This window comes from Endothiovibrio diazotrophicus, from assembly GCF_054657215.1.
Map to the genome: position 1 here is coordinate 1 of NZ_BAAHXB010000016.1, position 13,152 is coordinate 13,152.

The 13,152-nt window shown below is 69.2% G+C and carries 9 protein-coding genes; 3 read left to right on the forward strand and 6 right to left on the reverse strand.

Annotated elements, in window-relative coordinates; translation table 11 throughout:
- From ACYQ2W_RS06470 to ACYQ2W_RS06485, 4 genes are all read right to left on the reverse strand, one after another.
- The coding region (locus tag ACYQ2W_RS06470) for a KGGVGR-motif variant AAA ATPase (RefSeq protein WP_459864433.1) at window positions 1-3,317 on the reverse strand (3,317 nt) is incomplete at its 3' end.
- The gene (locus ACYQ2W_RS06475; RefSeq protein WP_459864435.1) at window positions 3,314-3,943 is read right to left on the reverse strand and encodes a helix-turn-helix transcriptional regulator; all 630 of its coding nucleotides are present in this window, start codon (window positions 3,941-3,943) and stop codon (window positions 3,314-3,316) included. The genes ACYQ2W_RS06475 and ACYQ2W_RS06470, both read right to left, overlap by 4 nt.
- A gap of 65 nt (window positions 3,944-4,008) precedes the next feature.
- Window positions 4,009-5,187 (reverse strand): nitrilase-related carbon-nitrogen hydrolase, encoded by a 1,179-nt coding sequence (locus ACYQ2W_RS06480; protein WP_459864437.1) that lies wholly within the window; start codon window positions 5,185-5,187, stop codon window positions 4,009-4,011.
- 59 nt (window positions 5,188-5,246) lie between these two features.
- Window positions 5,247-6,602, reverse strand: coding sequence for a GGDEF domain-containing protein (locus ACYQ2W_RS06485; protein WP_459864439.1), 1,356 nt, complete (start codon window positions 6,600-6,602; stop codon window positions 5,247-5,249).
- A 285-nt stretch (window positions 6,603-6,887) separates the two neighbouring features.
- On the opposite strand from ACYQ2W_RS06485, the gene gltX reads away from it, so the two are divergent.
- Window positions 6,888-8,303, forward strand: a complete 1,416-nt coding sequence (gene gltX / locus ACYQ2W_RS06490; protein WP_459864442.1) for a glutamate--tRNA ligase — start codon at window positions 6,888-6,890, stop codon at window positions 8,301-8,303.
- Window positions 8,304-8,444: 141 nt separating this feature from the next.
- The gene (locus tag ACYQ2W_RS06495) at window positions 8,445-10,124 is read left to right on the forward strand and encodes a glutamine--tRNA ligase/YqeY domain fusion protein (protein ID WP_459864444.1); all 1,680 of its coding nucleotides are present in this window, start codon (window positions 8,445-8,447) and stop codon (window positions 10,122-10,124) included.
- A 12-nt stretch (window positions 10,125-10,136) separates the two neighbouring features.
- On the opposite strand, the gene ACYQ2W_RS06500 is transcribed toward ACYQ2W_RS06495, so the two are convergent.
- Together ACYQ2W_RS06500 and ACYQ2W_RS06505 are read right to left on the reverse strand one after the other, a co-directional pair.
- Window positions 10,137-10,652 carry a hypothetical protein gene (locus ACYQ2W_RS06500; protein WP_459864446.1) on the reverse strand — a complete coding sequence of 172 codons (516 nt, stop codon included), beginning with the start codon at window positions 10,650-10,652 and terminating at the stop codon, window positions 10,137-10,139.
- A 106-nt stretch (window positions 10,653-10,758) separates the two neighbouring features.
- A complete protein-coding gene (locus tag ACYQ2W_RS06505; RefSeq protein WP_459864448.1) occupies window positions 10,759-11,292 on the reverse strand; it encodes a hypothetical protein in 534 nt (177 codons plus the stop codon).
- A 247-nt stretch (window positions 11,293-11,539) separates the two neighbouring features.
- On the opposite strand from ACYQ2W_RS06505, the gene ACYQ2W_RS06510 reads away from it, so the two are divergent.
- Window positions 11,540-13,000, forward strand: coding sequence for an alpha/beta hydrolase family protein (locus ACYQ2W_RS06510; RefSeq protein WP_459864450.1), 1,461 nt, complete (start codon window positions 11,540-11,542; stop codon window positions 12,998-13,000).
- Window positions 13,001-13,152: the final 152 nt, after the last annotated feature.

A 13,152-nucleotide genomic window follows, 5' to 3' on the forward strand; every position in this document is an offset into this window, starting at 1 on the left:
GCGGTGTTGTCGTGGCTCGCGGTGACGATGCGCAGTCCGTCGTTGGAGAAGGCGGCGGAGGTGACGAGGCCGCCATGGCCCAGACGGAGCCGCGGCCGGGGGCGGGAGGGGGTGCGGGGGAGGGGCGGGGGCTCCCCCGCCGCGCCGGGCAGGGTGAGGGCGGTCAACTCCGCCCCCTCCCAGCGGGCACCGTCCAGCCCGGCGCGGGCGAGGCGGGCGCCGTGGAGGTTGGCGCCGCGCAGATCGACGGATTCGCAGCGGGTGTCGGTGAGGCGGGCGGCGGTGAGGTCGCTCCCGCTCAGATCGGCGGCGCGCAGGGAGGCGTGGCGCGCCGCGATGAAGCGCAGCGAGGCCTTCGTCAGGCGGGCGCCGTCCAGGGTCGCGTGCTCCAGCCGGGCGTGGTCCAGGCGGGCGCCATGCAGGTCGGCCCCGTCGAGCCGCGCGCCGGAGAGTTCGGCGGCGTGCAGATCGGCCTCGGCCAATTGGGCGCCGGCGAGCCAGGCGAAGGGGAGCGCGGCCTCGCCGAGGCGCGCGCCCTCCAGCCGGGGCGCCTCGGGCATCAGCGGTTTCATGCCGTCGGGGAGCGGCATCACCTCGTCACCGGCGCCTGCCGCGCGGGCGGCGGCGTGGTGGTAGGCGAGCCGCAGGGCGTTCTCGCTGATCCGCGCCCGGTAGGGTTCCGCGAGGATGCCGCGGGTCCCTTCCGCCAGTGGCGGGAAGTCCTTCTCCTCCATCAGGTCGGCGAGGAAGCCGACGCACTCCGGGGTGAGCGCGGCGGTCGCCAGGGCGGCGGCCAGCGGCTCCGGCCCCTGGCGCAGGGTGTCGAGCAGGTGGCGGGCGTAGAAGAACTCGCGGAACGATTTGTGGGAGAAGCTGTAGTGGCCGTCGCCGGTGCGGGTGAGGAAGGCGGCGGTGCGCAGCTCCAGGTCGATCCGCTGGAGGTCGATGCCGGCGAGGATCTCGTCGGGGTAGCCCTCCAGCAGTTGGATCAGCCGGAGGTGGTGGATCTGGTGGCGTTCGGCCCCCCACAGCTCGAAGGCGAGCCGTTCGAGCAGCCGCAGCCGCTGCTCTTGGGTGGTGTGGAGGTGGTTGCCGGAGTGGTCGCGTAACCACTGCCCGGTATATTCGAAGTAGAGGCGGGCGGGGGTGATGCGCCCGCCGGCGGCCATCAGCTCGGGCAGCGAGGTGACCATCATCTCCAGCATCACCGGGCGGGTGGCGAGGTTGGGGAGGTCGTAGGTGCGCTCGATGAAGGCGCGCGCCTCGGCCGCCCGTTCGGCGCCGAGGCGGCGGGTCATGTAGTCGTCGATCTGCGCGTCGTTGAACGGCGGGAGTTCGTCGATGGCGGCGTCGAAGCCGCGGGCGACCCGGCCGAGGGCGGAGTCGTGGCTCACCAGGTGGTCGGCCAGCCCGCCGGCGGCGGTGCGCTTGACCTGCTGCTGGTCGCGGAAGAAGTGGGTGCGGCAGGTGATCAGCACCCGGTTGGCGCGCGGGGTCTCGCCGGAGCGGGCGGCGGGGGTGGCCAGTTGGCGGAACTGCTCCTCGATGCTGCGGCGGACCGCGGCGGTGCCCATCTCGTCGAAGGCGTCGAGCAGCAGCACCAGCCGGCCGGCGGCGAGCAGGTGGAGGAAGATCTCGGGGTTGCCGTGCCAGCCGAGGCTCTCGCGTAGGTGATCCTGGAGCAGGCTCTCCAAACGGATGGCGTTGGGGAAGCGCTTGAGGTCGATCGCCAGCGGGATCGGGGCCTCGGGATCGTCCAGGGCGTTGCGCGCCAGTTCGTAGCCGAGGCGCTTGAAGAAGGCGCTCTTGCCGGTGCCGTAGTCGCCGAGCACCAGCCACAGCCGCTTCCCCTCGCCGCCGGCCCAGGCGGTGGCGTGGGCCAACGCCTCGACTCCTTCGAGATCCTCCGGCTCCCCCTCCAGCAGCACCCGCTGGGCGACGTAGGTGCGGGCCAGCGGGTCGGCCTCGAACTGGCGCCTGATCCGTTCCAGGTAGGGGGTGAAGTCGAACAGCGAGCGTTCCAGGTCGCCGGGGGTGAGGGCGTGGATCCCCTGGCCGCGGGCGTAGGTGAGGGCGGCGGGGGCGTAGCCGGCGGCGGCGACGAACATCCCCTCGGCGTGGAGGGCGCGGGCGGCGGGGTCGTCGAGCCAGCTGCGGAACTTCTCCAGCTCGCTCTTGGGGACCGGTTTCCGCCAATCCTTGCACTCCACCAGATAGCACTCCTCGCGGAAGCCGGCCCGCTTGCGTGCCACCAGATCGACGCGGTTGGGACCGACCAGCTGCTCGCGCTCCACCTTGTAGTCGAGCAGGGCGAGGAGGCGGGCGACGCGCTCTTCGAAGCGCTGGCCGATGGTGAGCTTTCCGTCCACCTTCGAGGTGCCGTGGACGCCTCCGTCGAGGGAGACGTGGGACTGCTCCAGCCGAGTCTTGGCCGCTTCTTCCAATTCCCGCGACTGGCGCAGATCGTCGATCCGGGTGGCCACCTCGGCGTAGCGCAGGGCGATCGGGGCGGTGGGCTCGGTGAGGACGAAGAGCTCCTCGCCGAACAGCAGGCGGCTGTCGAAGGGGATCTCGGTCCACGCGGCGCGCTCGCCGAGGGCGAACGCCTCGCCCCACGCCGCGGCGCGCAGCTTGCGCGCGGAGGCCTGGTCTTGGGGCACCGGGGAGGCGACCAGCAGCCGTTCGAGGGCGCGCTCGCGCTGCTTGAGCCGCCCCTCCACCGCCGGTTGCAGCGCTTGATAGACGTAGAGCAGGCCGGCGCTGCTCTGGCGGGCGTAGTTGCCCACCAGTACGGTGGCGTCGGGGAGCAGGGCGCCCATCAGGCCGCCCAGGTCGGTGATGCCGGTGCGCGCGTCGAGCAGGATGTGGTGGTAGCCGCCCGCCTCGGCGAGGGCCCCGAGCAGCCCCGCGAAGAGGTGGACGCCGCGGGCGGGCTCGCGCACCAGCAGGGCGTGCCAGTCGATGTCCTCGTAGAGGGTGGCGAAGTCGGCCTTCTCGCCGTGGGCGGGGAGGATCTCCAGGCCGGCGGCGGCGGGGCAGGGGCGGATGCGCTGGAGCAGCGACTTGATCCGCGCCTTGGGCAGGGGCAGTCGGGCCCCGCCGCCCTGCCACGCCTTGAGCCACTCCAGGAACCCCTCCTTGGGCATCGCCTTGGGGGTGAGGGCGGCGATGCGGTGGAGGCCGGGGGCCTCCAGGTCCAGGTCCCACAGCAGCACCTTCTTGCCGTCGAGGGCGAGGCGGGCACCGACGTTGGCCAGCAGGGTGGTGCGGCCGACGCCGCCCTTGAAGCTGTAGAAGGTGGTGATGAAGGGTTTCATGCGGCGCGCAGTGTCAGGAAGCGGCCCAGGCGCGGGTATTCGTCGGAGGGCTCGGCGGGGTCGTCGGCGGCCGGGGGCTCCGGGTCGCGGGGGGCGTTGAGGCCGAGGGCGATGCGGTTCTCCCGGCCCGCCCGCCGCCGTTCGATCAGCTCGTTCGCCTCCATCAGCTTGAGGACGCGGGTGAGGTTGGGCTTGGAGAGGCCGAGGGCCTCGCCGAGCTTCTTCTGGCCGATTTCTCCCGCCTCGCCGATCGAAGCCAGAGCCTCGGCGACGTGGGCGTAGTCGAGCAGCCGATCGCTCGCCGCGCTGTCGAGGGCGGCGATGCGGTCCTCGAGGATCTCCCGGTAGGTGGTCCAGCGGGCGTGGTAGGGGGGCTCCAGGGCGTCCAGCACCGCCCGCCGGCCGCGATGGGCGACGCGCCCCAGGTGATCGTTGAGTTCGCGCAGCCGTTCCAGGGGCGCGCGCTCCTGGAGCAGGCGGATGAGGCGGCTGCGGTAGACGAAGTCGAGCACCTCGGCGGGGCGCGCCTCCCAGCTGTCGAGGGCGTCGATGGCCCTCTCCAAGGTGTCGAAGTCGGCGTGGTCGGCCAGCTCGGCGGGATCGCAGTAGACGAGGTCGATGGTCATTGGTGTGAACCGATGTGAACTGTTGTGTGTCAATGATAGTTAAAAAAGGTTCTCCATGTAACCGTTCAAAGATCGATCGTGGTTTCGCGCGTCTCCGTGCCGTCGTCGGCGGTGGGTTCCTCGCCGGGGTGGATGAAGCCACTATCCGCCGCGATCCCCTCGGGGTGCTGGTTGGCCACCGCAGTGACGGCGGCGTGGGCACGGTGGAGCGCCTTGGCCCGGGCGTGGTGGGCGCGGACGGTGGCCCCTTCGCCGAAGGAGGGGACCAGCGCCCAGTCGATGCCCAGCTCCCGCCATAGCGAACCGAGGCGTTCGTCGCAGAAGTCGAGGCAGATCGGCGTGGCGAAGAGGCCGGCGGGGGTGTCGAGGAGTTCGATGCGCTCTCCCACGCGGATGCGTTCGGGGGCATTGATGGAGCCGTAGGCGGTGAGTTTGCGGTGGTCGAGCAGGGGCTCGCCGGTGGCGTCGAGCAGTTCCGCGTGGTTGAAGATGCCTGTCGGCTCCTCCCGGTGGAAGCTGCCCGGCAGGACCAGGAGGAGCGGGTGGCGGTTCTCGCGCAGCCAAGTGGCGGTTCGCTCCCGCAGCTCCGGGCAGAGGGTCAGTTCGGGGAGTACCAGGATCTGGGCGCCATACGCCGTTGCGCTGTTGAGGAGCCGTTCCATGGAGTGCCAACGTACTTCGGGATCGGTCAGTCGGAGGGCTCGCCATCCGGCGGTATCGCGTTGCCAGGCGGGGCGGATCTCGTCAGGGAAGCGGCCGATGAGGAGGGTGAGCCGCGGATGGTTGCTCAACCGCTGGATGTTGGCGTCCTTGGCCTCACGGATTTGGATGGTGATTCCGTTGATTCGCTCGGGGAGGATCCAATGGTAGCGGAGCCAAGCCTGGATCGAGCCGGCCTTGGTAGAGGAGGCGGGCTGGTGGCCGCGGGGGAGACGGCGGGGGTGGAGGAAGTAGCCTTCAGCCTCGCGGCGTAGTCCGATCGCGGGAGCCCGTTTGTAGGACCGCCGGAGATAGAGGTGTTGGTCGAGGGCCTGCAGCAGGGCGAGGGGTGTGTCGAGGGGCAGGTTGCATAAGGCGGGGCCGCCGCGATTCAGGGCGGAGAGGTATTCATCGTGTCGTCGGGCGTAGGCCGGGCGGTCATCCGCCCGCTGTTGTTCCGCGTCATTGAGTCGCGCGCGAATTTTGAGTTGCAGCCAGAGGTCCAGCAGCGCCTCGTTGAGGCGCCCTTCTTTCAGCGATTCCATCGTCTGGGTTATCCGTTCCGGATTTCGTCAGGCGGGTATCGCCTCCGCTCCCCCGCCCGTCAGCGCGCCAACACCACCCGGTTGCGCCCCTGGCGCTTGGCGGCGTAGAGGGCCTCGTCGGCGTCCTGGATCAGCTGGTTCTCGTCGTCCACGTCGTCCTGGGGGAAGGAGGTGATGCCGACGCTGACGGTGACCACGATGGTCTGCTCGCCGTCCTTGACGTTGGTCTCCTCGATGATCCGGCGCAGCCGTTCGGCCACCAGCTGGGTGTCGTTGCAGGAGGCGCCGGGGAGGATGCCGAGGAACTCCTCGCCGCCGTAGCGCACCAGGATGTCCCCCTCGCGCATCGCCCGGTGGGCCGATTCGGCCACCCGCGTGAGTACCCGGTCGCCGACCAGGTGGCCGTAGGTGTCGTTGATCGACTTGAAGTGGTCGAGGTCGAAGATCAGCAGCCCCAGCGGGGTGTTGCCGCGCACCGCGCGGTTGAACTCCTCGTGCAGCCGGGAGAGGCCGAAGCGGCGGTTGTAGACGCCGGTGAGCACGTCGAGGGCGGCGATCCGTTGCAGCCGCTCGTGGGCCAGGGCGTTGTTCAGCGCCAGGCCGAAGCCCTGGCGGAAGAGCTGCACCAGCCACTGGGCGTCGCCGCTGAAGGGTTCGGTGCCGGCCAGCACCACCGCCCCGAGGGGCGAATTCTTGAACTGGATCGGCACCACCAGGATCTCCCGCGGCCGGAAGTCGGCCAGCAGCGCCTCGATGCGCACCTCCTCCGGCACCTCCACCGTGCCGCAATCGCCGCTACGCATCGCCTGGCGGATGTGGTCGCTGTCGATCATCCGCTCCGGGTTGCGCAGGCCGTGCTGGGCGGCCACCCGCAGCTCCCCCTGGCTCTCGATCAGCACCACCCCGGCGAGCGAGCCGGTGTGCTGGATCAGCAGGGCCAGCGCCTGGCGGGTCAGGGCGTCCAGTTCCAGCTGGCTGGAGAGGGCGTTGGAGAAGTCGGTCACCGCGGTCTCCACCTCGTGGGCGCGGAACAGCGCCTCCACCAGGTCGTTGAAGGCCATCGCCGCCTCGCCCAGCTCGTCGTAGGAGTCCACCGGCACCCGGCAGTGATCGGTGGAGCAGCCGCTCCAGTCCCCCTCGAAGGTGGCGCCGCGGATGGCCTGCTCGACCATGTGCATGTGGTCGGCGAGCATGCGGATGTGGGGGCGCACCACCAGCCGGGCGAGGAGGAAGTTGAGCGCGCCGGCGAGCAGTCCGGCGGCCACCGTGGCGGCGAAGAACATGGGGGTGAAGGCTTGTTCCCTGGCGATCCCGAGGAGGGTGGCGAGGAAGGGGAAGCAGAGCCCGATCACCAGGCCGAAGGCGGTCATCCAGATGGCCAGGTCGGTGAACAGCTTGTTGGTCAAGCGCGGCATCCGTGTCTCCCCCTTTGATATGCACAATGAATCAGGAATCGGGCGGTCGCCCCTATTTTTTCGATTTCGTTCGGCTGCGCAGGCGGGGGCGTTAAGTCCTCTACGAGACCACATCCCCCCCATGGCCGCAATAAGGAGATTTTCTGATACACCGCCGTCGGTTGCGGGAGGCGCGTGCGCCGCTCTGCCGGCTGCGGCTTTCTCCCCGCCCATTTGATAGAATGGCGCGTTCCGCGGCGCCTCCGTCGCGGCCGTCCTCAGCGCCTATTTCGAGAGTTCCGAGCCATGACCGTACGCACCCGTTTCGCCCCCAGTCCCACCGGTTACCTCCACGTCGGCGGCGCGCGCACCGCGCTCTTCTCCTGGCTCTACGCCCGCAAGCACGGCGGTACCTTCGTGCTGCGCATCGAGGACACCGACCTGGAGCGCTCCACCCCGGAGTCGGTCAACGCGATCCTCGAGGGGATGAGCTGGCTCAACCTCGACTACGACGAGGGGCCGTTCTATCAGACCCAGCGCTTCGATCGCTACAAGGAGGTGATCGACCGGCTGATGGCCGAGGGCAAGGCCTACCCGTGCTACTGCTCCAGGGAGCGCCTCGACGCCCTGCGCGAGGAGCAGATGGCGAAAAAGATCAAGCCGCGCTACGACGGCCACTGCCGCGCGTTGAAGGAGCCACCGGGCGCGGACGCCCCCTACGTGATCCGCTTCAAGACCCCGGTGGACGGCGCGGTGGTGATGGACGACCTGATCCGCGGGCGCATCGCCTTCGACAACAACGAGCTGGACGACCTGATCATCCAGCGCACCGACGGCTCGCCCACCTACAACTTCACCGTGGTGGTGGACGACATCGACATGGGCATCACCCACGTCATCCGCGGCGACGACCACGTCAACAACACCCCGCGGCAGATCCACATCTACCAGGCGCTCGGCGCCGCGGTGCCCACCTTCGCCCATGTGCCGATGATCCTCGGACCGGATGGTGCGCGGCTCTCCAAGCGCCACGGCGCGGTGAGCGTGCTGCAGTACCGCGACGACGGCTTCCTGCCGGAGGCGCTGATCAACTACCTGGCGCGCCTCGGCTGGTCCCATGGCGACCAGGAGATCTTCTCGGTGGACGAACTGGTGCAGCTGTTCGACGTCGACGCGGTGAACAAGGCCGCCGCCAGCTTCGACAACGAGAAGCTCGCCTGGCTCAACCAGCACTACATCAAGGAGGCGACGCCCGAGCACTTGGCGCGGCTGCTCAGTCACCACATGGGCGAGCTGGGCATCGACCCCACCGAGGGGCCCGACCTGGTGGCGGTGGCGAAGGTGCAGCAGGAGCGGGCGAAGACGCTGAAGGAGATGGCCGAGATCTCCGCCTTCTTCTACCGGGATTTCGACGACTACGACGAGACCGCGGCGAAGAAAAACCTGCGCCCGGTGGCGCTGGAGCCGCTGCAGAAGGCGCGTGAGGCGCTGGCCGTGCTGCCGGCGTGGGAGGGGGAGGCGATCCACCGGTGCGTCGCCGACGTCGCCGAGGCGCTGGAGCTGAAGATGGGCAAGGTGGCCCAGCCGCTGCGCGTCGCGGTGGTCGGCCGGGCCGCCTCGCCGGGGATCGACGATACCCTCTATCTGGTCGGCCGCGAGGCCACCCTGCGGCGCATCGATCGGGCCATCGCCTTCATCGAGGCCCGCGCCGAGCAGGGGTAAGAAGGAAGAATTCAACCGCAGATTAACGCAGATTGACGCAGATCATCGATCCCTATCATCTGCGTAAATCTGCGGTTTGAATTCTCTTTAACAGGCGTTTCGGCGGGCACGGCCCGCCCGATTTACAACGGAAGCCGCGCCATGAGCGAAACCGAGAAGAAGTCCAATTTCATCCGCCAGATCATCGATGCCGATCTGGCCGCCGGTCGTGAGACTCGCGTCCACACCCGCTTCCCGCCGGAGCCCAACGGCTACCTGCATATCGGCCACGCCAAGTCGATCTGCCTCAACTTCGGCATCGCCGAGGATTACCGGGGGAGCTGCAACCTGCGCTTCGACGACACCAATCCGCACAAAGAGAACATCGAGTTCGTCGAATCGATCCAGGAGGACGTGCGCTGGCTCGGCTACCGCTGGGGCGAGAAGGTCTTCTACGCCTCCGACTACTTCGAGCAGCTCTACGGCTTCGCCCTGGAGCTGATCGAAAAGGGATTGGCCTACGTCTGCGAGCTGGACGCCGAGGCGATGCGCGAGCACCGCGGTACGCTGAAGGAGCCGGGCAAGCCGAGCCCCTATCGTGACCGTTTCGTCGAGGAGAACCTCGATCTGTTCAAGCGGATGCGTGCCGGCGAGTTCCCCGACGGCGCGAAGACCCTGCGGGCGAAGATCGACATGGCCTCGCCCAACCTCAACCTGCGCGATCCGGTGCTCTACCGCATCCGCCACGGGGTGGTGCATCACCAGACCGGCAGCGAGTGGTGCCTCTACCCGATGTACGACTTCACCCACCCGCTCTCCGACGCCCTGGAGGGGATCACCCACTCCATCTGCACCCTGGAGTTCGAGGACCACCGCCCACTCTACGACTGGGCGGTGGAGCACTGCTCGGTGCCGGCGCGTCCCCACCAGTACGAGTTCTCCCGCCTCAATCTCCAGTACGCGGTGATGAGCAAGCGTAAGCTCACCGAGCTGGTCAGCGGCGGGCACGTCGCCGGCTGGGACGACCCGCGCATGCCGACCATCGCCGGCCTGCGCCGCCGCGGCTTCACCCCCGCCTCGATCCGCGACTTCTGCGAGCGCATCGGGGTGACCAAGTCGGATGCCACCACCGAGATGGGGCTGCTGGAGAACTGCATCCGCGAGGACCTCGACGCCCACGCCCCGCGCCGCATGGCGGTGCTCCACCCGCTCAAGGTGGTGCTGACCAACTACCCGCAGGGGGAGAGTGAAGTGCTCTCTGCCGCCAACCACCCCAAGGACGAGTCCATGGGCAGCCGCGAGATCCCCTTCGGCCGCGAGGTGTGGATCGACCGGGCCGATTTCCAGGAGGAGGCCAACAAGAAATACAAGCGCCTGGTGGCGGGAGGGGCCGTGCGGCTGCGTAACGGTTATGTGATTCGCCACCAGGAGAGTGTGAAAGACGAGGGCGGCAATCTTGTCGAACTGCGTTGCGAGTACTTCCCCGATTCGTTGCGAGAGAATCCGGAGGGGGTCAAACCGCGCGGGGTGATCCACTGGGTCTCGGTGGCCCACGGGGTCGAGGCGGAGGTGCGCCTCTACGACCGGCTGTTCAGCCACCCTTTCCCCGGCAAGGGGGTGGAGGACTTCAAGGAGCACCTCAACCCCGACTCCCTGGAGGTGCTGAGTCCCTGCTACCTGGAGCCTGCCTTGTCCGGTGACGGGGGGGAGGAGGGGCGCTTCCAGTTCGAGCGCGAGGGCTACTTCTCCTTCGACGCGAAGGCCACTGCCGAGGCGGGCCGGCCGGTCTTCAACCGCACCGTCACCCTGCGCGACTCCTGGGCGAAGCAGGGGGAGCGGTGAGCAGCCTGACGGTCAGCGATCGTTGACGTCTGCACGGCGCCGTTCGCCGACACCGTCGGGAGGGCCGCGTTCGGGGTTGCGTCGGCGCTCGAAGAGCAGCTTTCCCTCCACGCGGTGGATCCACCCCTTGGCGTTCGCCCACCGGTAGGCGCGGAGCATCGCCCAGCAGCGGAAGGGGTCGCAGCGGTCGGTGTCGCCGTTGCAGCAGTCGACCTGGAACAGGCGCAGGGCGGTGAGCGTCAGCACCGCGCCGGCGAGCAGCAGCAGGTAGAGGATGAGGTCCAGCCCCCGGGCGATCTCCGCCGACGCGGGGAGGGCGCGGAAGTTGTCGTCGTCGTAGACGCCGTGGGCGAGGGCGAGGGCGGCGATCGGGAACAGCAGGTTGGTCGCCCCGTAGACCGCATATTGGGCGATGCGGTGGCGGGGGGCGTCGTAGATGCCCAGGGTGCGTCGAGGGTGGGCCCGCCAGTAGGCGCGCCCCAGGTGGCCATGCCACAGCTCGCGCAGGGTGTCGAGATCGGGTTGCATGCCGGTCGCTCCTCTTGGGGGGGGAGTTCGGCGCAATGAAACCGCTTTTTTCCCGGAAGTTGTATCCGTGGTTCCACCGTTCGGGGGCGGTGGTTTTCGCGATGGGTTAGTCGGGAGAGGTGCGCAGCCGCCAGGTCGGTGCATCGTGCGCGTCGATCAGCCCCTCGTCGAGCAACCAGCGGCGGGCGTCGGCGGCGTCCTCCTCGAACCAGCGCCGCGCCGAGCCGAGGCGGTAGGTGTAGCCCCAGTCGTCCATGTCCGACCACATCCGCGCCCGACCCATCCCCGCCAGCTCATCGGCCAGCAGGATCTGCAGGTAACAGACGCCGTTCTCCTCGTCGTAGCCGCCGCCGGCGTCGGTGTGCAGTCCGTCGCGCCGCTCGGGGGACATGCAGATGTAGTGGCCGCTCTCGTGGAGGGCGGAGTGGATCGGGGTGTCGGGGCGGACGTAGATGCGGTTGGCGATCACCCCGGCCTCCGGCTCACCGAACCAGGTGCCGGGGATCGGCTCGCCCGCCGCCACCGTCACCAGTTCCAGGTCGTAGCGGGCGAGCAGCTCGCGCAGCGGGGCGTGGCCGAGCTGGGCGCAGGTGAGGACGCGCTGCTCGTTGCCGGTGGGGGTGGAGGGGCCTGTAAACATCGGGGGCGCTGCGCGTCGGTGGCTGGGGGAGGGGAGGGGAGGTAAAAGGTAAAAGGTAAAAGGTAAAAGGTAAAAGGTAAAAAGGGGGGGGCATCGGCAGCGGCGGTGGTTGGATCGGGGCGGTGCGGTGGGCTCGCCCTACCTCTTACCCACAAATCGGCCGATTTGTGGGTAAGAGGCAGGGCTCGCCTCTTGGTAGACTTCGACCTTTGATCGTGCCGTCCATCCGCCGGTGAGGAGTGTTTCCATGTTGCGCCTGCCCGTTCTGCTGTTTCTCATTTCGGTGTCGGCCGCCTTCGGGGCGGTCGCCGATGGCATCTACTCCGCCGACGGCCGCCTCTATCTGCCGTGGGTGGAGGTGGCGGGTTCGATCTATGCCGCGGAGCTGGAGGCGCGGGGGGACGCCTTCGTGCTGACCGCGCTGCGCCCCCGCGGCGCGGTGGCCGACGAGGCGCAGCCGGCGGTGGCGCGGCTGGAGGGGGATCTCCTGGAGGTGCCGCGGCTGCAGTACGACGGCCGCATCTACCAGGCGGAGCTACGCCTCTCCGGCGACGGTGGGGAGGCGACCCTGACCGTGGAGGGGGTGGCCCCGGCGGCGGAGCCCGCCGACCGCGGGGTGTTGGTGGCGGTGGAGGCGGTGGGGGAGGAGTCGCTCTCCACCCTCTCCGCGCTGCTGCCCTTCTGGCCCAGCGGGGTGAGTCCGCTCTACGGCGTTACCTTGTTGCGGATCACCTACCGTACCGCCGATCCCTTCGGCAGCTCCACCGAGGCCTCGGCGCTGCTGGCCCTGCCGCAGGGGGCGGAGGGGGCGCTGCCGCTGCTCTCCTATCAGCACGGCACGCTGCTGCTGCGCGACGAGGCCCCCTCCACCGGGACGGTGGGCGACGGCTATCTGGTGGCGGCGCTGTTCGCCTCCGCCGGCTATGCGGCGGTGGCCCCGGACTACCTGGGGCTGGGGGTGTCGGATGGGCTCCACCCCTTCGTCCACGGCCCCGCCTCCGCCAACGCGGTGGTGGACGCGCTGCGCGCCGCCCGCGCCACGCTGGCGGATCGCGGCGTCGCCCTGGACGGTTCGCTGTTTCTCACCGGCTACTCGGAGGGGGGTTACGTCACTCTCGCCGCCCAGCGGGCGATCGAGCAGCAGTACGGCGACGAGTTCACCCTCACCGCCTCGGCGCCGATGGCCGGTCCCTACGATCTTTCGGGGACCATGCGCGAGCGGGTGCTGGCGGGGACGCCCCACGAAGAGCCCTACTACTTCCCCTACCAGCTGTTCGCCTACGACCGGGTCTACGGCCTGTTCGACGATGATGGCGAGGCGTTCGCCGGCGAGCTGGCCACCACCCTGCGGGCCCTCTACGACGGCACCCACGACCAGGACGAGATCAATGCCGTGCTGCCCTCGGTCCCTGCCGAGGCGTTGGGCCCGGAGCTGCTGGCGGCACTGCGCGATGAGCCCGATGCGCCGCTCAATCTGGCCCTGGTGGCCAACGATCTCATCGACTGGGCGCCGCAGACGCCGACCCGGCTCTACCACTGCAACGGCGACGCCTCGGTCCCCTTCGCCAATTCCCGGGTGGCCTATGACGCCTTCGTCGCCCACGGTGCCACGCAGGTGGAATTGGAGGAGTTGGAGGGGGACGACCACGCCGGTTGCGCGCCGTTCGCATTGTTGTATGGGGCGGCGTGGTTTGCTTCGTTGCGCTGAATGGGGTGGCACCTCTTGCGGAATATCGTGAAGAGGTCGGCCGGTGTCGTAGGTCGTGGCTACTGCCGCGACGGGAACGGGGGCAGCGGGGACAAGGATGCCGCGTGCGTTCCGAGCGTTGCGGCGGCACTCGGAAAGGTGGATGGTTTCCG